This window comes from Hoyosella sp. YIM 151337, assembly GCF_026041215.1.
Taxonomy (GTDB): domain Bacteria; phylum Actinomycetota; class Actinomycetes; order Mycobacteriales; family Mycobacteriaceae; genus Hoyosella.
The window spans coordinates 93,815-120,336 of the sequence record NZ_JAPEIQ010000011.1; the positions used below are offsets into that span (position 1 = coordinate 93,815).

Genomic DNA, 26,522 nt, shown 5'->3' on the forward strand with positions numbered 1-26,522 from the left:
ATGACCGTCACAGTTGCTGTAGTGGGCGCGACTGGCCAGGTTGGTCGCGTGATGCGGGCGCTCCTCGAAGAGCGGGAGTTTCCTGCGGACCATGTGCGCTTCTTCGCGTCGGCACGGTCGGCAGGGTCCGCCTTGCCGTTCCGCGGCGCAGAGATCGTGGTGGAGGACGTCGCTGCCACATCTGACGAGGATCTGAAGGGCATTGATATTGCGCTCTTCTCCGCGGGTGGCGCCCTCTCGCGCGAGCAGGCGCCGCGGTTCGCTGCGGCGGGCGCTGTCGTCGTGGACAACTCTTCGGCCTGGCGCAAGGACCCCGAGGTTCCGCTCGTCGTCAGCGAAGTGAATCCGGAGCAGATTCACAACACGCCGAAGGGCATCATCGCCAATCCAAACTGCACCACGATGGCCGCGATGCCGGTGCTCAAGGCGCTGCACGATGAGGCTGGCCTTGAGCGGCTCATTGTGTCGACGTATCAAGCCGTTTCCGGCAGCGGCCTGGCTGGGGTCCACGAACTGCTCAGTCAGTTGCGCGCCGTGATCGACGACGCTGAAAAGCTCGTGAACGACGGCAGCGCGGTCGACTTCCCGGACCCGGAAACCTACGTCGCGCCGATCGCGTTCAATGCTCTCCCGCTGGCAGGCTCACTCGTCGACGATGGCAGTGGTGAGACCGACGAGGACCAGAAGCTCCGCAATGAGAGCCGTAAGATCCTCGCCTTGCCGGAACTCGCCGTTTCAGGCACGTGTGTCCGGGTTCCTGTCGTGACGGGGCACTCGCTGTCCATCAACGCGGAGTTCGCGCAGCCGTTGAGTGTCGAGCGCGCGCAAAAGATTCTCGCCGAGGCGCCGGGCGTCGAGCTTGCGGACGTGCCGACTCCGCTTGCCGCTGCGGGCCGCAACCCGTCGCTGGTTGGCCGCATCCGGCAGGATCCGGGTGTGCCCGACGGGCGCGGGCTGGCGCTGTTCATTTCCAATGACAACCTGCGCAAGGGTGCCGCACTGAATGCGATTCAGATCGCGGAATTGCTCGTCAGTCAACGTTAAGGAAACCTGTGAAACCGCCCCGGGCAGCGTGCGCTCCGGGGCGGTTTGTATTGCGACCGACCGGCGTGTTTGGGGTGCCTCGCTGCCCGATTTGGGCGGACCGCCTAGGCTAAGGCCGTGCAACGCAAGAGTGAAGAAATTCCGCCTCCGCCCGCCCCGCCCAATCAGCTGCTTCTGGGCTGGTGGTCATGGCGAATCGCCGCACTGCTTGTTCTTCCGGCAGTGGTGCAGATCCTGGTGAATATGAGTGAGGTGCAAGCGCGGCTCGCTCAGCAGTTTGCAACCGATCCTGGGCTTGCTGGTCAGGGTGCGGACATGGTTGCGGAAACATCGCGGCTGGCGCCGTGGGGCGTCATTATGGCGGCGGTTGTGCTGATGATTGCGCTATTGGTGTGTGTTGCGATGATGCGGCGCCTCGGTTCCCGGGCCGCGCGATACGCCATCATCGTCATCGGCCTCATCACTGTTCCGATCACTGGGCTGGCCTACGCGATGGGGCAGGTATTCGACGGGGCCACCTTCCTTGATGCACTGCCAATCCTGCAGGTTGTTCTCATGGTTGCAGGCACGGTGCTGACGTTCTTGCGCCCGTCGACTGACTGGCTTTATCTCGCACACGAGTACTGGGAGTTTGAGCGCGGCTAAGCGGCCGCGAGTAATCACGGCAGTCACAGGCGTCCCGAGTGCCCACTACCTCTGTTCGGAGGGCGCGTACAGGATGTGCAATTTGTTGATCAAATCGTACAAATGTGGCAGGGGTGTCAAACCGGATATAGGGGTCTTTGAAAGGGAAGTTGCGGATGTGACTCAGTGCTAGTTTCTTGACTGATTCCAGATAATGGGCATACTGGGGTTTGTGCTCACGAGCATTCGGAAGGTGCCCGTGCCCTGGCTCGGGCTCACGTGAGGCATGGTCTCCGTGCGTAGGCGCTTACCCAGCGCTCACGGTGCTTGACGGCCCTCGAAGGAGGCTCGACAGATGACAGAAACCAGTAAACCAGTTCCTCCCACGACTACGAATAGCGGCATCCCGGTCGCGAGTGACGACACTTCGCTGACGCTGGGCCAGCAGGGCCCCATTGTTTTGCATGACCACTACCTGATCGAGAAGATGGCGCACTTCAACCGCGAACGTGTGCCGGAGCGCGTCGTGCACGCAAAGGGATCGGGAGCATTCGGCGAACTCGAAATCACTGAGGACGTCAGTGCGTATACCTGTGCGGATTTTCTGCAGCCAGGCAAGAAAACTGAAATGCTGATCCGGTTCTCCACAGTTGCGGGGGAGCAGGGCAGCCCAGATACCTGGCGTGATCCGCGGGGTTTCGCGATCAAATTTTACACCGACCAGGGCAATTACGACCTGGTGGGAAACAACACACCAGTCTTTTTCGTCCGCGACCCAATGAAGTTTCAGGACTTCATCCGCTCGCAGAAGCGTATGCCTGATTCCGGCCTGCGAGACCACAACATGCAGTGGGATTTCTGGACGCTGTCACCTGAGTCCGCCCACCAGGTGACCTGGCTCATGGGTGATCGCGGTATCCCGAAAACTTATCGGAACATGGACGGATTCGGGTCCCACACCTACATGTGGATCAACTCCGAGGGCACGCGCTATTGGGTGAAGTACCACTTCAAGACCTTGCAGGGCATCGATTTCTTCACGCAGGACGAAGCGGACAAAGTCGCGGGCGCAGACCCCGACTTCCACCGTAAGGATCTGTTTTTGGCGATAAAGAACGGCGATTTTCCCAAGTGGAGTCTCGAAGTTCAGATCATGCCCTTCGAGGACGCCGAGAAGTACCGATTTAACCCCTTCGATCTGACAAAGGTCTGGTCGCAGAAGGATTACCCACGCAAGAAGATCGGCGTGATGACCCTCAACCGGAACCCGGAGAACTTCTTCGCGCAGATCGAACAAGCCGCGTTCGAGCCATCTAACGTTGTGCCGGGCATCGGCTTCTCGCCCGACAAAATGCTGCTGGGCCGAGTGTTTTCCTATGCCGACACGCATCGTTACCGCATCGGCGTGAACTATCAGCAACTGCCCGTGAATCAGCCGAAGTCACCCGTCCACACGTACGCCAAGGACGGCAACATGCGCGTGCATTACAACGCGCCCGATGCCCCCGTGTACGCGCCGAACTCAACCGGCGGTCCTGAAGCTGACCTGCGCCGTGCTGGGCCCTACAGCGGCTGGGAATCATCGGGCGAGATGGTCCGGTCCGCCTATATCGAGCATCCCGAGGACGATGATTTCGTGCAGGCGCACACACTCGTCCGCGAGGTTATGGATGATGCGGCGCGCGAACGGCTGGTGGGCAACGTCGTCGGACACCTCCTCGACGGCGTCAGCGCACCAGTGCTCGAGCGTGCGTTCGAATACTGGAAGAAGATTGATCCGGAGGTCGGTAAACAAATCGAAGAAGGCGTCCGCGCGACACGGAACGGCAAGTAGTGTCGTCCTGGACGCAGCCGTCACGGTTACCCCGGCGTTGTTGTGGGTAACCCCAGGTGAACGTCGAAAACAAATGGCCCGCAGAACGCGTCTGCAGGTCAACCAAGAATCAGGAGGCAACGCAAAGTGTCAGCCCCGATTACAAGCACTCTCACTGACGAGCAGAAGCGCATCACTGGTGACGCGCTACAGGGGACGGTCGTCGATCTGATCGACCTGACGCTCATCGCGAAGCAGGCACACTGGAACGTGATCGGCCGGAACTTCCGTTCGGTACACCTCGCGCTCGACGAACTCGTCACAGCTGCACGGGAATTTACCGACGAAGCTGCGGAGCGCGCGACATCGATTGGCGTGCCGCCGGACGGTCGTGCGTCGACCGTGGCGGGACAGTCCAGCGCCAAAGGCATCGGCGAGGGCTGGACAAGTGATGAGGACATCGTCAACATCATCGTGGAGAACCTCACGGCCGTGATCGAGCGGCTGCGCGAACGGGTGCAGGCGACTGAAGAAGCAGACCCCGTATCGCAAGACCTGATCATCGCCATCACCGCTCGTCTCGAGCAGCTGCACTGGATGTGGCAGGCACAGGTCGCGTGATCTGAAAACAGCCGTCGGCCCCGCACTTCCGAGTGTGGGGCCTAGTGCTTTTATGGTCGGCTCACGTGACGTTTGCGAACGCCTCAACCTGCCGGATCTTCCCAGCGACAACGAGGATATCGCCGCGCATCAGGACAGTGTCTTGCGTCGCATAGGTGAAGTTCTGGCCGGGCCGCTTAACCGCGACAACCGTGATCTCGTATTTGCGCCGAAGCTCGCTTTCCTTCAGCGGCATGCCAATCGCGTCGGCCGGTGCGAGGGTCTTCACCATCGCGTAGTCGTCACCGAACTCGATGTAATCGAGCATGCGCCCCGTTACGAGGTGCGCCACGCGTTCACCCATGTCGTGCTCAGGAATGACGACGTGGTGCGCGCCCACCCGCTCCAAAATCCGGCTGTGCTGGCGGCTGGTCGCCTTCGCCCAGATTTGCGGCACCTGAAAATCGGCCAGCAGCGACGTGGTGAGGATGGACGACTCCAAATCAGTTCCCACTGCGACTACAGCGTGCGGAAACTTGTGCACCCCAAGTTGCATTAGCGAGTCCCGGTCGGTGGTGTCAGCGACTGCCGTTTGAGTAAGGTCCTCAGCGAGCCGCTGAATGATCCGTGGGTCGTTGTCAATGCCCAGCACTTGTGTGCCGCTGGTAACCAGCTCACGAGCCAGTGAGCGCCCAAAGCGCCCTAAACCAAGCACGACAACCCGCGTGCTCTGCTGGCGATCGTTCTTACCCGACAATTGGACGCTCCTCCGGGAGTTCGTAACGGCGCGGCCGTTCCTGCAACGCGAGCGCCGAAGCCAAAATGATCGGCCCGATGCGGCCCGCGAACATCAATACCACCAAAACTAACTGAGCCAGCGGGGGCAGCTCGTCGGTGATGCCCATCGACAAACCGACGGTGCAAAACGCTGAGATAACCTCGAACAAGACGCGATCGAGTTCATGGTTCGCCATCGACGAGATGATGATCGTGCCGCCCATCACAGCCGCGATCGAAAGCAGCGCGACAGTCAGTGCCTGGCGCTGCACCGTATCAGCAAGCTTGCGGCCCATCACGTGCACCGTGGGCTGACCGCGCAATTCGGCGAGTATGACAAACCCCAGCAGCGCGAACGTCGTCACTTTGATACCGCCGGCAGTGCTCGCACTGCCGCCGCCGATGAACATAAGCACATCCGTGATCAAGACGGTGGCCGCGTTCATATCACCCGTCTCGATGGTGTTGAAGCCAATTGAGCGAGGTGCGAGCCCCTGGAAGGCACCGGCGAGAAGTTTCTCCATCGTGCTCAGTGGGCCCATGGTGCTGGGGTTCGCCCACTCAAACATAATGACGGACGTCATGCCGACGACGCCCAGCACACCGTGTGCGAGAATCGTGATTTTCGTGTGCACCGTCCAGTGCCGCGCTGACTTTTCCTCGCCGCGTGCTTCCCGCACCTGCTGGCGCACATGGCGTGTCACCTCGAAAATGACGGGAAACCCGATCGCGCCGAGCGTGAACGCGACGATGACGGGAATGAGAATCAGCGGGTCGCCGACGTACGACATCATGCTGTCTGATTGCAGCGCGAAACCTGCGCTGTTGAACGCAGATATTGCATGGAAGACGCCCCAGTAGGCGGCCTCCCCGAATGAGTCTGCGTAAGCGACGTAGTAACGCGTCACCAAGAAGACGGCGGTGATAGCTTCAATCAGCAGGCTCATCTTGACCACACCTGTGACGACCCGGCCGATTTCGCCGAGTCGCAAGTTCTTTTGCTCGGTATGCGCGATGAGTTGCATCCGCATGCCCATCCGGCGTGCGACCAACAGGCCGAGCAGCGAGGCCACGGTCATGATCCCGAGCCCGCCGATCTGAAACAGGCCGACTATCACCCAGTGGCCGAACGGTGCCCAGAACGTACCTGTGTCGACAACGACGAGGCCAGTGATGCAGGCGGCCGAGGTAGCCGTGAAGAGCGCTTCCACCACTGTGGCGCGTTCCTGGCCAGCGGTTGCTGCCGGAAGCGATAGAAGCGCGGTGCCGAGCAGAATAACGGCCAAATACCCGGCCACGATGACGCGCGCGGGGTACTTGACAAATGCGCCGGCGAACCGGGCCATGCGGACCCGGATGCGAGTACGGAGCTCTGACGGCTCAGGCGCAGTCACTGCCGCCGCTCGCCGGACGCTGCAATGAATCCGCTTCGATTCCCGGCCTGCCCTGCACAGGCCACGCCACGCAGTTCGAACATGGAGGTGACACTACGCCGCACCAGATCTGGGCGCACACAGAGGGCTGATGTTCAACTTGGCAGCCACAGAATTCGCCCGGATGGCGCAGCAGGCCCGGAGTGGGTCTTCGATCAGGCTGCGGCTTCTGTTGTGCGCGAACTACGACCACCAGGGGTGCTAGTGTCCGAATTCACACGATCTGCGCGTCTACACAAGGGGGATCCGATGGCGCTGTTTAAGAATCCGGCCGAACTGCTGAACCGTGCTGATGACACGCTGCTTAATGTCGATGGAGTGCTTGGAAAAGTCGAGGGCACACTGGCGGAGGTGAGCTCAACGCTGACGACCGTTGACGGCACGCTGAGCACAACCTCCGAAACACTGTCGAGCGTCGACTCGAAGCTGGGGGCCGTCGATAGCACGATGACGAAAGCCAACGCCACCCTGAGCGAAGTCTCTGAAACACTCACTGAGGCTGGCGGCACGCTCGGCAATGTCGACGCCCGGATGGGTGAGTTCGACGCGCGCATGGCGACCGTCGACGCGACACTTACGGCAGTGAGGGATCTCCTCGAGCAATTGAGCGGTCAGATGAACCTGCTGCAGCAAGTTCCGGCCATAGCCGCCAAACTCGACGAGATTGAAAGAGCAATGAAGGCGCAATAGCCACGACGACAGTCTCAGCTGCGTACCGGAAACGAATCAGGGCCGCTCCCGGTTTCCCGGAAACGGCCCTGACGTCGTTATTTGACTGTCGGGGTGGCGGGATTTGAACCCACGACCTCTTCGACCCGAACGAAGCGCGCTACCAAGCTGCGCCACACCCCGTGTCTCACTGCCTGCATCAGGCGAGCAGCGAGGTGAGTTTAGCGCACCGAGGCCGCAGATTGCGAAACGGATGCCGAGCTGGCGCCGGAGTCTTCGCGATCCGTTCGCGACACCAGCGTGAGAAGTGTGGCTTCGGGCCGGCAGAAAAACCGCGCTGGCGCGAACGGCGACGTACCGATGCCCGCGGAAACGTGCAGGTACATGTGGGAGCCCCAGCGAGAAGCGCCTTTGACCCGGGAGCGATCGATGCCGCAGTTCGTGACGAGCGCCCCTACGCCTGGAAGGCACAACTGGCCGCCGTGGGTGTGGCCGGCGAGCACGAGGTCGTATCCGTCCTCCGCGAACCGGTCCAGGACGCGCGGCTCCGGGGAATGCGTCAGCCCGATTCGGAGTTGGGTGCGCGCGTCAGCATTTCCGGAGATCGCGTCGTAACGATCACGTTCGATGTGGGGGTCGTCCACCCCCGCGATAGAGACACGGACATTCGCGATCTCGAGTTCCCGGCGGGCGTGGGTAGCGTCGAGCCAGCCCCGCTCCGTGAACGCCGCGCGCAGGTCTTGCCAGGGCAGCGGGTCCCCGTAGACGCGCTTGTGATCCTTCTTAAAGTATTTAAGCGGATTCTTCCGTCGCGGACCGAAGTAGTCGTTGCTGCCGAAAACGAAGACGCCGGGACGGCTGAGGAGACCGCCGAGGGCCTGAACGACGTAGGGCACGCCGCGCGTGTGCGAGAGGTTGTCCCCGGTATTTATCACTAGGTCGGGTTCAAGCTGGTCAAGCTGCTGCAGCCACGCTTGTTTCAGCTTCTGCCCGGGCGTCATGTGGATATCGCTGATGTGCAGAACACGCAGGGCGGGCACCCGTGGCGGGAGAACCGGCAAAGTCACCTTACGCAGAGTGAACGCGTTGCGCTCGATTGCTGTTGCATAGCCGAGTGCGAGAACACCGGCTGCTCCTGCCGTGGTGAGTGTGCCGACTGCGGTGCGGGCGGCGAGCTGCCGGGTTATTCGAGCCATCAATTCAGGATACGGCAGGCCGGGTATGGCCCGGCCTGCCGTATCTTAGGGACTGGCGCCTAGTTACGGTTGAGTTCTGGAACTGGCATCGGCTCGGGCAGGCCGGGTACTTCCACGGAGTCCGGCAGGTCAGGGCGATCTTCTGACCGCGCTGGAGTCGCGGGCGACTGCGTTTGTTGCTGCCCACCGCCTTGCTCCTCACGCGGCGGTGATGGCCGTACCACGCGCTGGCTGCCGTCGGACACATACAGGGTGACAGTCGACCCGCGAGCGGCAAATCCACTCGGTGAATAGGACGTCACGACGCCGCGGGATTCGGCGCTCGAGCTCCAGACCGTGTTGTAGTTGTAGCCCGCAGCTTCGAGTCGGCGGATTGCGGTTGATTGCGTCAGACCAGCCACGTTGGGAACCTGATTACGGGCATCGCCAGCTACATATCGCCGATCGGTCGCCTGCGGCGCCTGCAACGGCCCCAGCTTGCTCACGACCGGCCCCACGGCCTGGAACCAGGTCTGTGCTGGTTCATTGCCGCCAAAGAGGTTCCCGCCGTAGCACTGCCGCACGGGGAACGAGCAGATTGGGCTCGGTGTGGGGGAGTCTCCGTAGATGTAGGAGACGCCTGCAATTGTGTTGGTGTAACCGAGGAATCCAGCGGAGTAGTTCGAGTTGGTGGTTCCCGTCTTAGCGGAAACGGGAGCGGTCCACCCACTGACGCTGGCGGCGCGTGCGGCCGTACCGATCCCGGTATGGTCCTGCCCGAGGGCCTGTGACAATGCGGTCGCCAAGCCAGGTTCAACCACCTGCTCGCATGGCTCGTGTGCAAGTTCAACCGCGTTTCCGTACCGGTCGATAACCGAATCGACGGGGGTCGGCGGGCACCACATGCCGTCGGACGCGAGGGTCGCCGCGACGTTGGAGAGTTCAAGCGGATTCACAGCCAGCGGCCCGAGCGTGAATGATCCCTGATTGCCGTCGACAACCATGTCCGCGAGGCTTTGCTCGTCGTATCCGGAGGTGCCCGGGCGAGTGTAGGACCGTAGGCCGAGCCGTACCGCCATGTCGACAGTGGCCTCAACGCCCGCTTGTTCGATCATGGCGACGAACGTGGTGTTCGGGGAAGTCGCGAGTGCCTCAGTGAGGCTCATCGACGGCTTGTAGCCCGAGTAGTTCTCGACACAGTAGGTGGCTGGTGGGCATCCCGGGGCGCCACCATGCCCCATACCGTAGGCGTTGTACCGGGCCGGAACGTTCACCCATGTATCGATGCCCATGCCTTGTTCGAGGGCAGCGGCAGTCGGGAAAATCTTGAAGATCGAGCCTGCCCCGTGTCCAACCATCGAGAATGGCTGCGGACTCACTGTCTCGTTGCTGGAAATATCGAGCCCGTAGATGCGGCTGCTCGCCATCGCGAGTACGCGGTGTGACTCTTGTCCCGGCTGGATGAGGTTGAGGACGTTCGCAACGCCGCTTGCCTGGGGGCTGGTGTTATTGGTGACGGCACGGACTGCGGAATCCTGGATCTCCGGGTCGAGCGTGGTCTGGATCAGGTAGCCGCCCCGGCTCACTTGGTCGCGCGGCATGCCGATGCTTGCCAGATACTGCATGACGTAGTCGCAGAAAAAACCGCGGTCATCCGCAGCAATGCAACCTTGCGGGAGGACCTTCGGCTGGGGCAGAACGCCCAGCGGCTCTTCCTTCGCCGCGCTTAACTCCGCGGCGCGCTCAGGAATGTTCTCGATCATCGTGTCGAGGACGACGTTGCGCCGGGCGAGCACCCGCTCTGGGTTGGTGTAAGGGTTCAGTGCAGAACTGCTTTGCACTATCCCCGCGAGCATCGCGGACTGGGTCACATTGAGGTCGGCGGCGTCGATGCCGAAATACGTCTGCGCGGCTTCTTGCACACCGTAGGCCCCGTTGCCGAACGGGACGAGATTGAGGTAGCGGGTGAGGATTTCCTCTTTACTGAGCCGGCTATCGAGTTCCAGCGCCATCCGGATTTCCCGGATCTTGCGGGCTGGGGTGGTCTCAATAGCGGCGCGACGTTCGGCGTCATTCTGTGCGAGCACAAGGAGTTGGTAGTTCTTCACGTACTGCTGGACGATCGTCGAGGCACCTTGCTCGATTTGTCCACTCGTCGTGTTCGTCAGGAATGCACGCGCAGTGCCCTGCCAGTCAACGCCGTCGTGATCCGCGTACCGGCGGTCTTCGACTGAGACGATCGCCAGCTTCATCTCGTTAGAGATCCGGTCGCTGGGAACTTCGAACCGCCGCTGGTCGTAGACCCACGCAATCGGGTCACCGTTGACATCCACCATGGTGGTGACCGCGGGGACCTCGCCCTCGATCAGTTGGGCTGAGGTGTTCTCGACCGTCTGGGCGGCCTTGTTGGACGCAAGCCCGAACCCACCAGCGACAGGGAACATGATTCCCGCGAGAAGCACACCCCCCAATAGGCTGCAACCGCCGAGCTTCGCCAACGTCTTACCAATCGACACGTGGTCTAGAGTACTTACCGAGGGCAAGAAGAGCACTTCTGCAATGCCGCAATTCGCGCACCTTATGCCGGTTGCGGGGCCACGCTTGTGGCGCGCGCAGCCCTGCCTGTTTACGTTTGGCCCCGTTTCGTCATGTGTCGTTATGAGTCCGTGACCGCGGTTGTTGCACAACTGTTTCCGGCTGGAGTCGCAGTTGTGCATATTCGCATCTAGCGTCTTGTCGTGTGCACTTACAGTTGCTGGCCGATGCGCCGTGGCACGCGAAGGGAGCCCCTTCGCGTGTTGTGGTGCGTCGAGTGCACGCTGCGCAGACCTCCGCGGGCCTCCGTGGGCCTTACGCCTACGCCCGATCTGTAAACCCGAGGTTGCAATTAGCGCAGTTAGTACCTATGTTTGTGGCCAGTGTGATTCACCTAACAGTCATCAACTAAGTGTGAGTGACCCATCGCACTTGGGTAGTTGACGCGGCAGGCGTTTTCTGGGCGAACCGGCTCGGAAGCGCTTGCGGGGGATGCTCGACCGCGAACACGGTGCAGCCGTATAGCGGAAGTGCATACAACAGGAAGCCGCAGGGGGCCTGAAAATAGGGAGTCAGCGAAGGTGATGAATCAATCGGGACTTGCAGCCTCCGGATCTCTCGACGCGCGTCCCGCGACACGCCGCAGCAGCGGTCTCTCAATGAGCGCGATGATGTCCACCGACCAGGCAGAGGCACGCATCGCGTGGGTGTCGCAGGCACGTTGCCGGGGAATTGATCCGGATATGTTGTTCGTACGCGGTGCCGCGCAGCGGAAAGCCGCAACGATATGCCGTCACTGTCCTGTCGTTCTCGAGTGCGGCGCCGACGCGCTCGATAACCGAGTCGAATTCGGCGTATGGGGCGGCATGACGGAACGTCAGCGTCGCGCGCTGTTGAAGCAGCATCCAGAGGTGGAATCGTGGGCCGATTTTTTCGCCGCGCAGCGAGCGCAGCAATCGGCTGTCTGACACCACGATTGACGATGTGAGTAGTGCCCAGCTGGCAGGGTGGGGAAGCTCGGTCCGCTGGGACTCACATTACCGCTAAGAGTCAGCCAGGCCTTTTCATTTGTGCACTGACGTCACGAAGCGTGTCGAGGTCCGATACCTCGAACGGCAGCGAGCGAACACTTGTGATCGCCACCCGCGGATGCGCATGCGTGAAGCGGGACACGAGGTGCTGTTCGCGCTTGGCGATCCGCGCCTGTTCGGCGTGAATCCGCAGCAGCGCTTCGGTGAGTGAATCATCGCCGCCACTTTCCGAGAGCTCTTCCGCCGCGGCCTGGGCGCGATCGCTGCTGATACTTGCCAGCGCTGGGTGCGTACGGTTGAGGATCAGACCAGCAAGCGGCATGTTCTCGTTGCTCAGCCGGTCGACGAAAAACGATGCCTCACGCAAGGGATCGGGCTCAGCAGCGGAGACGACAAGGAATTGTGTCCCCGGCGTGCGCAGCAGCTCGTAGGTGCGGTTAGCGCGTTCCCGGAACCCGCCGAACATCGTGTCTAGCGAGCGTACGAACTGCGATGCATCCGACAGCATCTCGGAGCCCACAATCGTGGACACACCCTTCATCGCCATACTGATCGCACCTGTCACCATTCGGCCGATGCCGCGTCCAGGCGCCATGAACAAACGCATCATGCGTCCGTCGAGGAATGTGCCAAGCCGTTGTGGTGCATCCAGGAAATCCAGGGCGTTACGCGATGGCGGTGTATCGACAATGATGAGATCCCAATCCCGTTTGTGCACGAGTTGGCCGAGTTTCTCCATCGCCATGTACTCCTGGGTTCCAGAGAATGAAGATGCGATGGTCTGATAGAACGGGCTTGAAAGAATCGCCTGGGCGCGTTCCGGCGTGGTGTGCTCCTGCACCATCTCGTCGAACGTCCGGCGCATATCGAGCATCATCGCGTATAGCTTGCCCGCGCTGTCTTCGAGCGGCACTTCCTTTGGGGTGTTGTCGAGTTCACCCACACCAAGTGCTTGTGCGAGCCGCCGGGCCGGATCGATGGTAAGCACCACCACGGTCCGTCCCATATCGGCAGCGCGAAGGGCGAGCGCGGCTGCGGTTGTCGTCTTGCCGACACCACCGGCTCCGCAGCACACAATCACCTTGGTTCCGGGGTCGGAGAGTATCCCGTCCATGTTGAGCGGCGGCGCGTTGTGCAGGGGGGTGGCTTCGGCGGTGGTCGTCGTCATTTCACACCTTGATCAGCTAGGGCTTCGGCCAGTTCGTACAGCCCGCCGAGGTCGACACCTTCGGTGAGCGTCGGCAACGACAGCTGTGGTATGTCGATTTCTTCGAGCTGGCGCGCGCTTTCCCTCTGGGCACGCGTCCGGATCGCGTGTTCCGTGGCTTGCGTCAGCAGACCGTCAAGGTCGGCGTCACTGAACCTCAGTCCAGCACGTTTGAGGCCGGCCGCCGCGGCGTCACGATCGAGTTCGCCCCGGGCTGCTGCGTCCTGAAGATCGTCTGGCAAGTGCATGCTGTTGTTGCGGTTGACGATGATCGACCCGATGCGAAGATCCTTCGCGGTGAGTTCCTCGATTGCATCGATTGTTTCTTGCACAGGCAGCGATTCGAGCAGCGTGACTACGTGCACCATCGTTTCGTCCGAGTGCAACAGCCGCACCACGCCCTCCGACTGACTGCGAATTGGCCCCGACTTCGCGAGATCAGCCATCGCTTTGGTGACGTCGAGAAAGGTCCCGATGCGGCCGGTCGGCGGTGCGTCGACTACCACGGCGTCATAGACGGGCCGACCGTTCTTCTCGCGGCGGATCACCGTTTCTTTGATTTTCCCGGTGAGGATCACGTCGCGGAGCCCGGGCGCGAGCGTTGTGGCGAACTCGACGGCGCCCACTTTGCGCATCGCACGTCCGGCCAGGCCGAGGTTGTAGAACATGTCGAGGTACTCAAGAAACGCCGCTTCGATGTCAATAGCGAGCGCCTTCACCTCACCGCCCCCCTCGGCGGATGCAACCTTGGTCTCTGCGTACGGCAGCGGCGGTATGTCGAAGAGTTGGGCGATGCCCTGTCGGCCTTCGACTTCGGCGAGCAATACTCGGCGTCCGCCTGCGGCAAGCGCGAGGGCGATCGCAGCTGCCACCGTTGACTTGCCGGTACCGCCCTTGCCCGTGACGAAGTGCAGCCGGGCATTCGCCGCTTTGTGAGACCACAAGTCTGGGGTAGGCACGCTTCAGAGCTTATAGGGATGTGAGTTGTTGTGTCCTATGACTAGGCTTACACGCATGAGTGAGATCACCCGCTGGGAGTATGCAACCGTCCCCCTGCTTACACACGCAACGAAGGCGATTCTCGATCAATGGGGCCAAGACGGCTGGGAACTCGTCACCGTTCTGCCCGGGCCGACAGGTGAGCAGCACGTCGCTTACATGAAGAGGGCGAAATGAGCGCGCCGGGCGATCGCCTCAGCGATCTGGGTTTGACCTTGCCGCCGGTGGTGCCGCCGGTGGCGGCGTACGTGCCCGCTGTGCAGGCAGGTGAGTTCGTCTACACATCTGGGCAGCTGCCACTTGTTGCGGGTGAGTTGCCTGCGACAGGCAAGGTCGGCGGAGCGGTCACGCCGGAACAGGCCAAAGAAATGGCCCGAATCTGCGCCCTCAATGCACTTGCGGCAGTGGATGCCGTCGTTGGTCTCGATGCGGTTGAGCGCATCGTCAAGGTCGTTGGTTTCGTCGCCTCCGCGCCTGACTTCACCGGTCAGCCGCAGGTCATCAACGGTGCTTCAGAACTGCTTGGAGAGGTCTTCGGTGACGCGGGCAAACACGCGCGCTCCGCAGTTGGCGTTGCGGAACTCCCACTAGACGCGCCGGTAGAAGTCGAAATGATCGTCCAGGTGCGCACATAGGGCGTCACTGGGCGTCACTGGGCGATTAAGAGGAGAGAATCACCGATAACTGAACAAGCGGCCGTCGTCGAGGTGCCCGTGCTCGTTGTAGCTCACCAGGGAAATGCCGGACCGGCCGCTTATTAGTTTTGTGATCCCTCCGTTTGACGAGACGCGATGCAGCGGAACAAAAATGTGGTCCCGGCTGCCGAGCGCGCGGGCCGCGATGGCGGCGATCACCCCGCCAGAGGTGAACGCCGCGACGCTCCTGCCGGAATTCGCCTCCCGTGCAAGGTCGCTGAACGCGTCGTCCACCCGCGCCGTGAAGTCACTCCACGCTTCGGCGGCGGGGCTGGGGCCGCGGAAGGTGATCCAGCGCGCGAGCGCGTCATCGAGGATCCGCTGAAATGATGCCTTGTCGCCGTACCCCGCGGATGGGTCTCCGTGGTGTTCAATGACGTCGGTGAAGTCGTATTCGTTCCAGCGTGGGTCGGCTACAGGTTCGTAACCCGCGTGCCGCGCGGTGTCTCGCTGGCGCAGGAGAGTCCCGCTCGCGACATTCGAGAACACCGCGCCCCGCTTGCGCAGTTCTGCGCCTGTTGCCCGGGCTTGCTCGCCACCGAGGTCAGAGAGAGCGTCATAATTTTCCGCTCCGAAAGACGCCTGACCGTGGCGTATCAGGTAGATCGCACCCATTACGCCGCCCTGATTGCTTCCTTGCAGCGCCACTCGAGGTAGCCCGTGAACATCCAGAAATCCCGGTAAACCGGGTTGCTCGTTCCCCCATCATGAAAGCGGCGATACAACTGCTGAATGATCACGGCAAGCCGGAACAAGCCGTAGACCTCATAGAACGGCCAGTTCGTCACCGACCGGCCGGTTTGAGCTGCGTAGTAATCAACGACTTCATGACGGGTGAGCATGCCGGGAATATGGGTGGGCTGTCGGCGGCTCTGTTGCATGACGTCGTCATCGTCTGCTTGCACCCAATAGGCGAGTGTGGCACCGAGTTCCATGAGCGGGTCACCGATCGTTGCCATCTCCCAGTCGAGAATGCCGATGACGTTCATCGATTCCACGTCGCTGAACACCACGTTGTCAAAGCGAAAGTCGTTGTGGATAAGGCACGCAGCAACGTCGTCAGGGGCATGTGCGGATAGCCATGTCATCACGTTCTCGAAGTCAGGCACATTCGCGGTGTGGGCGCGGCGGAAGCGGTCCGACCAGCCGGTAATCTGCCGCCGAACGTAGCCGCTGCCGCGGCCCAGATCTCCCAGGCCAGTCGCCGTGACGTCGACCTGATGGAGTTCGACCAACCGGTCGAGCACGTCGGTGCACACGGAGCGCGCCCGCTCCGGGCTCAATGTCACGTCCGAGGGTAGATCTCGGCGGAAGATGACACCGCGCAGCCGCTCCATCACGTAGAACTCCGTGCCAATGACCGCCGGATCCGCGCAGAACGCGAGCATTTCTGGCACGTAAGGAAAAACCGGCCGAATCGCGTTTTGTACCCGGTATTCACGGTCCATGTCGTGAGCCGAGGCAGCGCGATGGCCACCTGGCGGACGGCGCAGGATGACATCCCGCTCGGGAAAAGTGAGCAGATAAGTGAGATTTGATGCGCCCCCAGCGTACTGGCGCACTTCGGGGACGCCGCTGATCCCATCGACCCGCTCGGCGAGCCAGGCACCGACGGCCGCAGCGTCGAATGCGTCCTCGTGTCGCAGTGCTGACGGCTGATCGACGAGCGCGGCGGTGTCGTCGTGTGTCATCCCATCTTCCTTATCACCGACAGGGGCGCGAATCTCATGACCTGCGCGAGGGGTGCCCACGGCCAGCGCGGAACGTACGCCTTCGCTGGTTCCCGCTCGATTGAGGCTACCAGCGCTTGTGCACCTTTCTCGGCTGGCGCAAGCAGCGGCGTCTTACCGGCCCGGGCGGTCATTTCCGACTCGATGTATCCAGGAAGCAGTGTCGTGACCGTGATGTCCGTGCTGTGTTGCTGGGAGCGGATCCCCTCAGCCAGGGAGGCTGCCGCCGCCTTACTCGCTGCATATGCGGTGATGTTTCCGCGCATACCCCGCAGTGCACTCACCGACGACACGACGACGAGGTGACCGTAGCCTTGCTCCCGGAATATCTCGAGTGCGGCCTCGCATTGGGCGAGCAAACCGATGGTGTTTGTTTCCAGTGTCTCCTTGTTGGCGCTGAAGTGTCCGGTGCCGAGCGGCTGCCCCTTGCCGAGCCCAGCGTTGGCGATGACGCGATCGAGCGTGCCTAGCTCGTCGCGGAACTCTCGGAACACGGAGAACACTTGGTCGTGATCGTTGATGTCGAGCGGTTTGATCAGGACGGTGATGCCTGGATAAGTGGCGCGGAGTTCCGCGGCGAGCGCCTCGAGGCGGTCTGTGCGGCGCGCGCACAGCGCGAGATTGCGGTCCATGGCCGCGAACTTTCGTGCCATTCCGGCACCAAGACCGGAGCTCGCACCGGTGATCAGGATGTTCTTGCGCGTCTTGGGTTTCTGACGTGTCACTGCTGTTGTCCTTTCTTCGGCCCGCGGGCCTTGGCCACCTCTATCCGGGAGACGACACCCAGATGCACTTCATCGGGGCCATCGGCGAGCCGGAGCGAGCGGGCAGCGGCATATGCCCCGGCGAGAGCGTGATCGTTGGTCAGTCCAGCTGCGCCGTGCAGTTGAATAACCATGTCGATGATGTCCTGCGCCATCTGGGGCACTGCCGCCTTGATCTGGGACAGCTCAGAGATCGCGCCCAATGGACCGTTTGTGTCGAGGAGCCACGCGGTGTGCAGCACATGCAACCGTGCCTGGTTGATTGCGATGCGCGCCCGGGCTATTCTTTCCCGGTTTCCGCCGAGATTGATGAGAGGTTTCCCGAACGCCGTTCGTGAGCTGGCGCGCGAGACACCTTCTTCCAGTGCACGCTCGGCCAGTCCGATGAGGCGCATGCAATGGTGAATCCGGCCTGGACCTAGGCGGCCCTGAGCGATTTCGAAACCCCGTCCGGGCCCGGCTATGACATTCGCCGCAGGCACCCGGACATCGTCGAAACTGACTTCGCCGTGGCCGTACGGCGCGTCATGGTATCCAAAGACGCTGAGCATCCGCTCGACGCGCATTCCCGGGGTGCCGACCGGGACTATCACCATCGAGTGGCGGGAATGACGTTCCGCATCCGGGTCGGTGAGGCCCATGAATATCACGAATGCGCAGCGTGGATGGCCAATCCCCGTGGAGAACCACTTGCGGCCGGTGATGACGACCTCGTCCCCCTCGACCTTCGCGGTGGCGGTCATGTTGGTGGCGTCTGACGATGCGACCTCGGGTTCCGTCATGCAGAAAGCCGACCGGATGCTGCCGTCGAGGAGGGGCCGTAACCACTGCTCCTGCTGTGCGCGAGAACCGTAATGGACCAACACCTCTGCGTTGCCGGTGTCGGGCGCGTTGCAGTTGAAAATCTCAGGCGCCATAAGGTGCCGTCCCATGAGTTCGGCAAGCGGTGCGTACTCGGTGTTACTAAACCCCGGGCCATAGCCGTTCGCACGGGCGAATTCGGGCGGCAGAAAGATGTTCCACAGACCCGCACGCTGTGCCTTCTGCTTCAGGTCGTCGATTTCGGGGAGGACGGTCCACGGGTCCTCGCTCACCTGCAACCGCTCGAAGCACCTTCTTTCGAGGGGAGCAATCTCGTGCGTGATGAAATCTGCGATGCGACTGTGGTATTCGGCCGTGAGGCGTGACGGCGTGAAGTCCATGCGGGCAGGCTACCGCGCGGGGAAGCTGCAACTAGTACTTTGCTTCGTGCGCCACGCGCTCGATCGCTTCAATGACCCACTGCAGGTGCACTCCGCGCCGGGCATTGCACGCGTGTTCCTGTCCCAGCGCGCAGGATTCGAGGAACTCGTCGAGCATCGTGGCATAACACTCCAGTGGCGAGGTGTCACGACTGCCGAGTTCCGCGATGCCACTCTCTCCGTAGACTGACACACGCAGCCGTGACGGCTGGACAGGTGTGCGCATTGACAGGCTCAACGAACTCATCCGGACCGGGTACGCATGCGCGTCTTGTGCTTCTCCCTCAGACGGACGATGACGCAACGTCACCATCCAGGTATCAGTTCGTCTTTCGTGATGCGCGGAAACGACGCCTTCAACCGGGCCAAGTGCTGCGTCGATGACGTCGACCACGTGCGGGCCGATGTCGCGCAGCGCGCCTCCCTCCCTGCGCCACTGAGAGCCCGCGAAAGGGCCGCCGAGCAGTGCTCCCGAAAGCCACATCGCGTCGCCGGCAGCCCAGTCGCCACGCTTCGCGGATTCGAGGAACTCACGGGTCTCGGGCGCGTAGCGGCGCGTTAGGAACATGACTGTGCGCGCACCATTTTCCCGTGCCGCGTTAGCGATGTCGTTAGCGGCGCTGAGCGTGTTCGCGAGGGGTTTCTCGAGAATGAGGTGGCGGCCGCGCTCCGCGGCGGAGGGCGCAAGTGCTGCCTGGATCGAGGGTGGTACCGCGAAAGCGACGGCATCGTTGTTCTCGACGAGCGCCGGGTACGACTCGTACACGGGAATACCCGTATCCGCAGCAGCTTCGGGACGGCGCGCCCACAGACCCGTAAACGTCACCCCGGGGTGCGCGGCCAAAGCTGGTGCGTGCGTGTGGAGCGCCCAGGGCCCCGCACCGACAAGACCGATTCGCATCTCTTCAACCTACCGGCCGCGGAGACGCGGCCGTAGAGTGACACATGATGAGACTTGAGCACCCGGCTTACGGCGTCATTCGTGAAGTGACTCCCTTCGCGTCAGTAGTGCTGGCCGACAACCCCAGTCACATGACGCTCGATGGAACAAACACATGGGTTCTTCGCGACCCACGCTCGTCGCGGAGTGTCGTGGTCGACCCAGGGCCGGACGATGCCGAGCATGTGCGGCGAGTCGCTGCGGCAGGCTCGATCGAACTCATTCTCATCACGCACCGTCATATCGACCACACGGAAGCTATCGATTCGCTGGTGGGTCTAGTGCAGGCGCCCGTGCGCGCCCTGCGGCCCGACGATTGCCGCGATGCGGACCCATTGGCGCCGGGCGAACGCATCAATGTAGCAGGTCTCACCATCGAAGTTGTGAGTGCGCCAGGACACACTGCGGATTCGCTGATGTTCAGGGCGGGCGCAGCAGGGGAGGCGGCGCTGCTGACTGGCGACACAATTCTTGGCCGCGGAACGACGGTGCTCGATGCCCACGACGGCGACCTCGGCGACTACCTCAATACCCTGCGCACGATTATCGAGGCTGCCGACGGTATACCCGGACTCCCTGGTCACGGGCCGGAAATCGACAACGTCGCGCCTGTTGCCCGCGAATATCTTGCCCATCGCGAAGAACGCTTAGACCAGATCCGGGATGCGCTGCGTGTGCTCGGCGCCGGTGCGAGCGCACGGGAGATCGTGGAGCACGTCTATGCGGACGTCGACCGCCACTTGTGGCCAGCTGCTGAGGCATCGGTGCATGTGCAGTTAACGTACTTGCGCCAGCGCGCGTGAATCGGACAAGCGTATTAAGCTACCGGACAAAGGTAGTTCTGGGTGGGGAAATTGCCCAGATCGATGACCCTGGGGCAGAAATCCGCAGGCATCGCCCTCGCTGACAACGGAGTACAGCGCGCCACTGACTGTGGCGGACGTCGTGCCAGTCACGTCGCTGGTCGCTGCGCCGTTCGCGGGCGAGGCGGTGGCGGATCAGCCACCCAGGCCGTGCGACTACAGAGCGGGGGAATGATGAGTGAGCAGAGTGCGATTAGGGGGCGGGAGCCTGCCGAACTCAAGCCAGTGCGCGACGATCTCGACCTGGGAGATCGTGGACTTTTCGCCGAGCGGCTTGAAGAGCTGTTCCGCAGCGTGCCAGACCCGACCGGGCGGCGCTATACCGGGTCCGCGATAGCCCGGAAGTCCAGTGAACTCGGCTACAAGCTCGGTGAGTCCTATCTGAGTCAATTGCGGTCAGGCAAGGCTCGGACTCCGTCCTTCCGCACCGTAGAAGGCATCGCCGCCGCCTTCGGCGTGGACGTCCGCTACTTCCTTGAGGATGCTGGACAGCGCCGCAGCCGCGACGAAATCGATATGATGCGCCTGCAGGCTGACCGGACGATACGCGAGGCCGCCCATCGGCTCGCCGGTCTGCCTGAGTCGTCCATCGTGATTGTCAACGAGTTGATCAAAGTCCTGCGCGTGCAGCAGGGGCTGCCAGCCGACCCTGTCGTCCCTGCTCCCAATGGCCATAGCGCGGCAGGCATCGAAGAAGAGACAACACTTGGGTGAACCGCACGAAAAAGGGGGCCTGTGCCGCGTCATCGCGGCACAGGCCCCCTTTTTTCGATGTGTGACGCTTATTAGCGTGCGCGGCGTGCGAGGCGTTCCGAGTCAGAAATGAGCACGCTCTTACCTTCAAGCCGCAGCCAGCCGCGGTGTGCGAAGTCGGCGAGTGCCTTGTTCACCGTTTCCCTGGAGGCGCCGACGAGTTGGGCGATCTCTTCCTGCGTGAGGTCGTGCGTCACGCGCAATGCGCCATTTTCCTGCGTGCCGAAGCGCTGCGCCAGCTGAAGCAGAGCCTTAGCGACACGGCCGGGCACATCCGTGAAGATGAGGTCGGCAAGGTTGTTGTTGGTGCGGCGGAGGCGTCGCGCGAGCACGCGCAGCAGCTGCTCAGCAATTTCCGGGCGCTGGGCGATCCACTCCTTGAGAGCGTCGCGGTCCATGCTGACAGCGCGCACCTCGGTAACCGTTGTTGCGCTCGACGTGCGGGGCCCGGGATCGAAGATCGAAAGCTCGCCGAACATGTCGGACGGCCCCATGATTGCCAACAAATTTTCGCGGCCATCGGGGGAGCGGCGGCCGATCTTCACCTTCCCACTCACAATGATGTAAAGACGGTCGCCTGGCTCACCTTCATTGAAGATGACGTGCTGGCGTGGGAAGTCCACGGGCTGCAGCTGCTGTGCGAGTGCAGCAACGGCCGAGGGGTCTACTCCCTGAAAGATTCCGGCTCTGGCCAGGACCTCGTCCACATGGGCTCCTTCGGGAACTCGTTTCGGCGTCGACACAGGTGTTCGACGGCATCAAGCAGTTTGTGGACACGGCGCAGCGCCGGATCCACACCACACTGTAGTGGTATGCGTCACACCTTGTCTCTGTCTTCGGGCGGAATGTTGCTTATCCACCCGTTACAACACGGCGCAACGTGTGGCAATGACCACTCGTTACCTAATGATTCTGCACAATGTCACGGGCTAATTCCAAGTTTTCCGCCAGGATCAGGCTGCCGAGGACCGTAAACCGTCTGATCCCGGGGATGCGGCGCGGTTTTCTTGCGCACGAAGCGATCCCGCGACTGTGCGCTTATCTGCTGCGCCCTCATCGCCGGCCGGCGATTTCGCGGTTGGGCCAAAACACAGAACGCGTTCGATCCGGTCGAGCCCCATCGCGAGGAACATCAGCAGTACAGGGATAAAAAGTACCGCGAGTCCTTGCATGCGCTTAGTTAACCCTGAAAATGTCTCAGAACGGCAACGAACACGCTGCCGTTTGAATGACCCTTTGGACACCACTCCGTACTCTGGAGTGGTGTCCAAGCCCCTTGCGACCTCCTCAGCCAGTGCTTCTGCACCCTCCGAACCGGTAATCACCGAGGGAAAGCAGCGCCGTAAGCAGTCACGGCGTGGCACGGAAACCCGGCTAGGCCTTGTGCGCAGGGCCCGGCGGATGAACCGCACCCTCGCGCAAGCATTTCCCGAGGTCCGCTGCGAACTGGACTTCACGAATCCGCTTGAACTCGCTGTCGCGACGATCCTTTCTGCCCAATGCACAGATAAGCGCGTCAACGAAGTCACACCCGCGTTATTCGAGCGTTATCGCACCGCGCGCGACTACGCGGAAGCGAATCGCACAGAACTCGAGGAGTTCATCCGTCCCACCGGCTTCTACCGGAACAAAGCGACGTCTCTCATTGGGCTTGGGCAGGGGCTAGTCGAGCAATTCGACGGTGAGGTTCCCCACACCCTTGAGCAGCTGGTGAAACTGCCTGGGGTGGGCCGAAAGACAGCGAACGTCATCCTGGGTAATGCCTTCGATGTCCCGGGGCTCACCGTGGATACGCATTTCAGCCGACTCGTCCGGCGCTGGCGCTGGACTGCAGAAACAGATCCCGTCAAGATCGAGTTCGCCGTCGCGGAACTTGTCGAGAAACGAGAGTGGACGTTGCTGTCGCACCGGGTGATCTTTCACGGGCGCCGGGTGTGTCACTCGCGCCGCCCAGCCTGCGGTGTCTGCGTGCTCGCCCGTGACTGTCCGTCATATGGTGAGGGGCCCACAGATTTCAAGGAGGCGGCAGCACTCGTGCGCGGACCGGAAACCGAGCACCTTCTCGCGCTGGCACGAGAAGGTGCTTCGTGACGCCTGGCGGACGGTGGGCGATCGTTGCCCTCATCATCGTCGGTGCGCTTATCGTGGCGATTTGGCCGCGGACCGAGTCTGAGCCTGCTGAAACCGCGGCGAGCGCCACGCGAGGGCAGACGGCAATTGAACACCCCGAGCGTCGTCCAGCTGACACCCCCGAAGCGCTTCGGGGACCGCGCGCGGAAGCCCAGCTGCAGCCGTGCCCGCAGCCGCAGCCACAGGCCCCAGCACCGGCGGCCAGGAGTGCCCTCGCTGCTCTGAACGATCTCGATCTGGGCTGCCTCGCCGACGGCGAGCGAGTGGACGTCAGCCGGATGCTTGCCGGGAAACCGGCCGTGATCAACCTATGGGCCTACTGGTGCGGCCCATGCGCGAAAGAATTGCCCGCGCTTCAGGAATACGCCGCGAGCGCCGGGACGGCCGTTACCGTCATCACTGTGCACCGCGACCCCAATGAAGCGAACGCGCTGCGAAAACTTGCCGACTACGAGGTAACGCTGCCGGGCCTGCAGGACGGCAGCGGCCAGGTCGCAGGCCGCCTTGGCGCACCGAATGTTTTGCCAGTGACCATCGTGCTGAACGCTGACGGCTCGCTCGCCGAGATACTTGCGGTGCCCTTCACCAGCGCAGACGAGATCCGTGTGGCAGTCGAAAACGCGCTTGGGGGCGCGGCGTGAAACCCGCCAAACCCCGGTCAGGGCAACTGCTGAGTGAGCCACCCGAATGGCTGCACCGGATATGCGCCATGTCCGGTGAAGCCCATCCACGGCTGATGCTCAGAGCGCCCGCTGACATTGAGCCGCGGCCAGCTGCGGTGCTTATCCTCTTCAGTGGTCCGCGAGCGGCCGAGAAGGCCAGCCCGGGCGGACTGCCCGAACACGCTGACGTCCTGCTTACACAACGCGCCGCGACTATGCGGCAGCACCGCGGACAAGTGGCCTTCCCTGGCGGCGCTGCCGACATGGACGATGACGATGCGATCGCGACTGCACTGCGGGAAGCGGAGGAAGAAACCGGACTTCGGCCCGCGGGCGTTCGGCCGCTCGTTCTGTTGCCTGAGATCTTCGTCCCCGTATCTGGATTTGAGGTCACGCCGGTCGTCGCGTATTGGGAGAATCCCAGTCCCGTGTGGGTGGTGGACCCGAGCGAGGCCTCCCGGGTGGCCCGCGTGCCGGTGCACGACCTCATTGAACCGGCGAACCGGTTTGTCCTACGGCACAGTGAATTCGGCTACGAATCGCCGGCCTTTCTCACCGACGGAATGCTTATTTGGGGATTTACGGCAGGATTACTTGCCGGAATGCTTTCGGTGTCAGGGTGGGAGAAACCGTGGGACCAATCAGACGTGCGGGACATGGAATCGATACTCGCTGAATATGGCATGGAGGTGCGCCGCAGGTGACGGGCTCACAGTGGATTGACCTCATCCTGCTGATCGCTGTCCTGCTGGCCGCCCTGTCCGGCTGGCGGCACGGTGCTCTCGCATCTGGTCTGGCGTTTCTCGGGGTTGTCCTCGGCGCGATCTTCGGCATCATGCTTGCCCCGCATGTGATCGTTTATGTTGACGACCAGATAGGGCGTTTGCTGCTCGGTATCACGCTGATCGTGATTCTCGTCGTCATCGGCGAAGTGTGCGGCATGGTAGTTGGCCGTACCGCGCGTGGTCTGCTGCGTGCCCGGCTGCTGCATTTCATCGACAGCATCATTGGCGCGGTTTTCCAGGCTGTCGCAATTCTTGTCGCCGCGTACCTTGTCGCAATCCCGCTTTCGGCCTCAGGTCGTCCGGATGTGGCGGCGGCTGTGCGCGGGTCCGCTGTCCTGACGGAAGTCGACGCTGTCGCTCCGCCCTGGATGAAGGAGATTCCTAGGGAATTCGCGGCGCTGATCGATACGTCCGGACTGCCTGACGTGCTGGGCCCATTCACGCGCACACCAGTGTCACCGGTCGAACCCCCCGATGGAGACCTCGCCCACGCACCCATAGTGACTGAGGTGCAGCGCAGCGTCCCCCGCATTCGGGGTACCGCGCCGTCGTGCCTGAAAGCACTCGAAGGGAGTGGCATCGTCATCGCGCCTGAACTCGTGATGACTAATGCGCACGTGGTCGCGGGCACGGAGGGCGTCACAATCGAAACTCTCGACGGGGTTTTCGACGCGAGCGTCGTCATTTTTGATCCGAGCGTCGACATCGCTGTGCTGCGGGCTCCCGGACTGCCGGGTGCGCCATTGGGATTTGTGGACGAATTGGTGCCCCGCGGCACTGACGCAATTGTGGTGGGATATCCCGGCGGGGGACCGTACACCGCGAACTCGGTGCGCGTGCGCGAGGTACTCGAATTGACTGGCCCAGATATATACCAGCGCAGCACCGTCAATCGCGAGGTTTATACGGTCCGCGGTTCGATCCGGCAGGGCAATTCTGGCGGACCACTCATCTCATCTGATGGCACGGTACTCGGCGTTGTTTTCGGCGCTGCATCCGATGACCCTGAAACGGGGTTCGTCCTCACGAACCGCGAAGTCGCACCGCACCTGAACGCGGCACTCTCAGCCTTCACTCCGGTGGGAACCGGTGCCTGCGTGTGACAACGCGAATTGAATGAGGTGGTCGCTCACCGCACGCGGCGCTTCCTCATGCACGAAATGGCCTGCCCCGTAGACCATGTGCAGTTCCCGGTTCGGCGCCCACTGCTTGTCGCGGTACAGAGTTCCCGCGAGAATGAAGGGGTCCGCTGAGCCGTGAATCTGCAGCACCGGCAAAGTTACCTGTCGGTCCATGGCCTTAAAAAAGCGTCTGCCGTCCGGGCGTAACTGGCTGCGAAAAGCCCATCGGTAGTACTCCAGCGCGCAGTGTGCCGCACCAGGTATCTGGACTGCGATCCGCGCGTTGTGCGCGACCTCCGGGAACTCGTCTGATCGAACCCACGCCGCGCCGCCGCGCGCGCGTAGCAGTTCCTCTGCCCGCCGGCCGTTGTCGCGCACCAGCGCGCGTTCAGGCAGCAGCGGCACCTGGGAAGGAAGGAGAGTGCGCAGCAACGACGCCCGCTGGTAGGGGTCGCGCATCGCGGCCCGCCTCACCGACATGGGGTGCGGAGAACTCAGCACCGCGATCGCATGGGCCTGCCTTGGGTGCAGGTTCGCTGTCGCCCAGCAGACGAGTCCACCTTCAGCATGGCCAGCGATCACAGCGCGTTGCAGGCCGAGCGCGCGAACAACTCCCGCTGCATCGCCCGCGAGTGTCCACCCGTCGTATCCCCGGGGCGGTTTATCTGTGTCCCCGTAACCGCGCAGATCGATCGCGATGGCACGTATTCCCGACTCAGGAAGCGCACGAAGCTGATGTCGCCAGGTCCACCAGAATTCGCCGAAGCCATGCAGAAAGAGCACAGCCGGCGCGTCTGGGTCTGTCGGCCCAGCTTCGACGACATGGAACCGTATCCCGTTGGCATGGACGTCACGGTGAGTCCACGGTCCGTCGAATCGGACACGCGACGGATCGGGAGCAACCATCCGTGGCCCTCCAAAGTCACTTAAC

28 protein-coding genes and 1 tRNA gene are annotated in these 26,522 nt (G+C 62.2%); 14 read left to right on the forward strand and 15 right to left on the reverse strand.

The genetic code is table 11. The features are described 5' to 3' along the window. The 4 genes from ONR57_RS05180 to ONR57_RS05195 all read left to right on the forward strand — a co-directional run bounded on the left by ONR57_RS05180 (position 1) and on the right by ONR57_RS05195 (position 4,102). Positions 1-1,044, forward strand: a complete 1,044-nt coding sequence (locus ONR57_RS05180; protein WP_265121940.1) for an aspartate-semialdehyde dehydrogenase — start codon at positions 1-3, stop codon at positions 1,042-1,044. Between the two features lie 117 nt (positions 1,045-1,161). After that, the gene (locus tag ONR57_RS05185; RefSeq protein WP_265121941.1) at positions 1,162-1,689 is read left to right on the forward strand and encodes a hypothetical protein; all 528 of its coding nucleotides are present in this window, start codon (positions 1,162-1,164) and stop codon (positions 1,687-1,689) included. A gap of 334 nt (positions 1,690-2,023) precedes the next feature. Beyond that, the gene (locus ONR57_RS05190; protein WP_265121942.1) at positions 2,024-3,502 is read left to right on the forward strand and encodes a catalase; all 1,479 of its coding nucleotides are present in this window, start codon (positions 2,024-2,026) and stop codon (positions 3,500-3,502) included. A 126-nt stretch (positions 3,503-3,628) separates the two neighbouring features. Next, on the forward strand, positions 3,629-4,102 hold the full coding sequence (locus ONR57_RS05195; protein ID WP_265121943.1) for a Dps family protein: 474 nt from the start codon (positions 3,629-3,631) through the stop codon (positions 4,100-4,102). 61 nt (positions 4,103-4,163) lie between these two features. Here ONR57_RS05195 and ONR57_RS05200 read toward each other — a convergent pair whose 3' ends face one another. Beyond that, complete coding sequence (locus tag ONR57_RS05200; protein ID WP_265121944.1) at positions 4,164-4,838, reverse strand: TrkA family potassium uptake protein; 675 nt, start codon at positions 4,836-4,838, stop codon at positions 4,164-4,166. Continuing rightward, positions 4,828-6,204 carry a TrkH family potassium uptake protein gene (locus ONR57_RS05205; protein ID WP_265121945.1) on the reverse strand — a complete coding sequence of 459 codons (1,377 nt, stop codon included), beginning with the start codon at positions 6,202-6,204 and terminating at the stop codon, positions 4,828-4,830. The genes ONR57_RS05200 and ONR57_RS05205 overlap by 11 nt, the downstream gene beginning before the upstream one ends. Before the next feature lie 336 nt (positions 6,205-6,540). Here ONR57_RS05205 and ONR57_RS05210 point away from each other — a divergent pair, with 336 nt between their 5' ends. After that, a complete protein-coding gene (locus tag ONR57_RS05210; RefSeq protein WP_265121946.1) occupies positions 6,541-6,981 on the forward strand; it encodes a hypothetical protein in 441 nt (146 codons plus the stop codon). 88 nt (positions 6,982-7,069) lie between these two features. Here ONR57_RS05210 and ONR57_RS05215 read toward each other — a convergent pair. The 3 genes from ONR57_RS05215 to ONR57_RS05225 form a co-directional block, all read right to left on the reverse strand. After that, positions 7,070-7,143, reverse strand: a tRNA-Pro gene (locus ONR57_RS05215). 38 nt (positions 7,144-7,181) lie between these two features. After that, positions 7,182-8,156, reverse strand: a complete 975-nt coding sequence (locus tag ONR57_RS05220) for a metallophosphoesterase (RefSeq protein WP_265121947.1) — start codon at positions 8,154-8,156, stop codon at positions 7,182-7,184. Between the two features lie 59 nt (positions 8,157-8,215). Further along, positions 8,216-10,633, reverse strand: a complete 2,418-nt coding sequence (locus tag ONR57_RS05225; RefSeq protein ID WP_279347512.1) for a penicillin-binding protein — start codon at positions 10,631-10,633, stop codon at positions 8,216-8,218. Positions 10,634-11,329: 696 nt separating this feature from the next. Here ONR57_RS05225 and ONR57_RS05230 point away from each other — a divergent pair. Beyond that, positions 11,330-11,638 (forward strand): WhiB family transcriptional regulator, encoded by a 309-nt coding sequence (locus ONR57_RS05230; RefSeq protein ID WP_265122155.1) that lies wholly within the window; start codon positions 11,330-11,332, stop codon positions 11,636-11,638. An 82-nt stretch (positions 11,639-11,720) separates the two neighbouring features. Here ONR57_RS05230 and ONR57_RS05235 read toward each other — a convergent pair whose 3' ends face one another. Together ONR57_RS05235 and ONR57_RS05240 are read right to left on the reverse strand one after the other, a co-directional pair. Further along, positions 11,721-12,869, reverse strand: coding sequence for an ArsA family ATPase (locus ONR57_RS05235; protein WP_265121948.1), 1,149 nt, complete (start codon positions 12,867-12,869; stop codon positions 11,721-11,723). Then, positions 12,866-13,867: an ArsA-related P-loop ATPase gene (locus tag ONR57_RS05240; protein WP_265121949.1), complete on the reverse strand. Its 1,002-nt coding sequence runs from the start codon at positions 13,865-13,867 to the stop codon at positions 12,866-12,868. The genes ONR57_RS05235 and ONR57_RS05240 overlap by 4 nt, the downstream gene beginning before the upstream one ends. A 55-nt stretch (positions 13,868-13,922) precedes the next feature. Between ONR57_RS05240 and ONR57_RS05245 the strand changes: the two genes are divergently transcribed. Together ONR57_RS05245 and ONR57_RS05250 are read left to right on the forward strand one after the other, a co-directional pair. Next, positions 13,923-14,084 (forward strand): DUF4177 domain-containing protein, encoded by a 162-nt coding sequence (locus tag ONR57_RS05245; RefSeq protein ID WP_265121950.1) that lies wholly within the window; start codon positions 13,923-13,925, stop codon positions 14,082-14,084. Next, positions 14,081-14,542 (forward strand): RidA family protein, encoded by a 462-nt coding sequence (locus ONR57_RS05250; protein ID WP_265121951.1) that lies wholly within the window; start codon positions 14,081-14,083, stop codon positions 14,540-14,542. Before ONR57_RS05245 ends, ONR57_RS05250 begins: the two co-directional genes overlap by 4 nt. A gap of 39 nt (positions 14,543-14,581) precedes the next feature. Here the strand turns inward: ONR57_RS05250 and ONR57_RS05255 are convergent, their stop codons facing one another. The 5 genes from ONR57_RS05255 to ONR57_RS05275 are packed head-to-tail and all read right to left on the reverse strand — an operon-like array spanning position 14,582 to position 19,238. Beyond that, positions 14,582-15,217, reverse strand: a complete 636-nt coding sequence (locus ONR57_RS05255; RefSeq protein WP_265121952.1) for a histidine phosphatase family protein — start codon at positions 15,215-15,217, stop codon at positions 14,582-14,584. Then, positions 15,217-16,293, reverse strand: coding sequence for a phosphotransferase family protein (locus tag ONR57_RS05260; RefSeq protein WP_265121954.1), 1,077 nt, complete (start codon positions 16,291-16,293; stop codon positions 15,217-15,219). Before ONR57_RS05260 ends, ONR57_RS05255 begins: the two co-directional genes overlap by 1 nt. Further along, positions 16,290-17,057 (reverse strand): SDR family oxidoreductase, encoded by a 768-nt coding sequence (locus ONR57_RS05265; protein ID WP_265121956.1) that lies wholly within the window; start codon positions 17,055-17,057, stop codon positions 16,290-16,292. The genes ONR57_RS05260 and ONR57_RS05265 overlap by 4 nt, the downstream gene beginning before the upstream one ends. Then, positions 17,054-18,298: an acyl-CoA dehydrogenase family protein gene (locus tag ONR57_RS05270; protein ID WP_265121958.1), complete on the reverse strand. Its 1,245-nt coding sequence runs from the start codon at positions 18,296-18,298 to the stop codon at positions 17,054-17,056. The genes ONR57_RS05265 and ONR57_RS05270 overlap by 4 nt, the downstream gene beginning before the upstream one ends. Positions 18,299-18,329: 31 nt before the next feature. Further along, entirely contained in the window at positions 18,330-19,238 is a 909-nt protein-coding gene (locus ONR57_RS05275) for a Gfo/Idh/MocA family protein (RefSeq protein WP_265121959.1), read from the reverse strand. A 47-nt stretch (positions 19,239-19,285) separates the two neighbouring features. Between ONR57_RS05275 and ONR57_RS05280 the strand changes: the two genes are divergently transcribed. Both ONR57_RS05280 and ONR57_RS05285 read left to right on the forward strand, forming a co-directional pair. After that, positions 19,286-20,080 carry an MBL fold metallo-hydrolase gene (locus ONR57_RS05280; protein WP_265122156.1) on the forward strand — a complete coding sequence of 265 codons (795 nt, stop codon included), beginning with the start codon at positions 19,286-19,288 and terminating at the stop codon, positions 20,078-20,080. Positions 20,081-20,314: 234 nt separating this feature from the next. Then, the gene (locus ONR57_RS05285) at positions 20,315-20,854 is read left to right on the forward strand and encodes a helix-turn-helix domain-containing protein (protein ID WP_374116399.1); all 540 of its coding nucleotides are present in this window, start codon (positions 20,315-20,317) and stop codon (positions 20,852-20,854) included. 71 nt (positions 20,855-20,925) lie between these two features. Here ONR57_RS05285 and ONR57_RS05290 read toward each other — a convergent pair whose 3' ends face one another. Continuing rightward, positions 20,926-21,600, reverse strand: a complete 675-nt coding sequence (locus tag ONR57_RS05290; RefSeq protein ID WP_265121961.1) for a Crp/Fnr family transcriptional regulator — start codon at positions 21,598-21,600, stop codon at positions 20,926-20,928. A 246-nt stretch (positions 21,601-21,846) separates the two neighbouring features. Further along, positions 21,847-22,065 carry a hypothetical protein gene (locus tag ONR57_RS05295; protein WP_265121963.1) on the reverse strand — a complete coding sequence of 73 codons (219 nt, stop codon included), beginning with the start codon at positions 22,063-22,065 and terminating at the stop codon, positions 21,847-21,849. 229 nt (positions 22,066-22,294) lie between these two features. Between ONR57_RS05295 and nth the strand changes: the two genes are divergently transcribed. From nth to ONR57_RS05315, 4 genes are all read left to right on the forward strand, one after another. Further along, positions 22,295-22,984: an endonuclease III gene (gene nth, locus ONR57_RS05300; protein ID WP_265122157.1), complete on the forward strand. Its 690-nt coding sequence runs from the start codon at positions 22,295-22,297 to the stop codon at positions 22,982-22,984. Further along, positions 22,981-23,664, forward strand: coding sequence for a TlpA disulfide reductase family protein (locus tag ONR57_RS05305; RefSeq protein WP_265121965.1), 684 nt, complete (start codon positions 22,981-22,983; stop codon positions 23,662-23,664). Before nth ends, ONR57_RS05305 begins: the two co-directional genes overlap by 4 nt. Positions 23,665-23,732: 68 nt before the next feature. Continuing rightward, a complete protein-coding gene (locus ONR57_RS05310) occupies positions 23,733-24,389 on the forward strand; it encodes a CoA pyrophosphatase (RefSeq protein WP_265121967.1) in 657 nt (218 codons plus the stop codon). Next, on the forward strand, positions 24,386-25,573 hold the full coding sequence (locus ONR57_RS05315) for a MarP family serine protease (RefSeq protein WP_265121968.1): 1,188 nt from the start codon (positions 24,386-24,388) through the stop codon (positions 25,571-25,573). The genes ONR57_RS05310 and ONR57_RS05315 overlap by 4 nt, the downstream gene beginning before the upstream one ends. On the opposite strand, the gene ONR57_RS05320 is transcribed toward ONR57_RS05315, so the two are convergent. After that, positions 25,535-26,497 carry an alpha/beta fold hydrolase gene (locus ONR57_RS05320; protein WP_265121969.1) on the reverse strand — a complete coding sequence of 321 codons (963 nt, stop codon included), beginning with the start codon at positions 26,495-26,497 and terminating at the stop codon, positions 25,535-25,537. The two genes, ONR57_RS05315 and ONR57_RS05320, sit on opposite strands and share 39 nt — an antisense overlap. Positions 26,498-26,522: the final 25 nt, after the last annotated feature.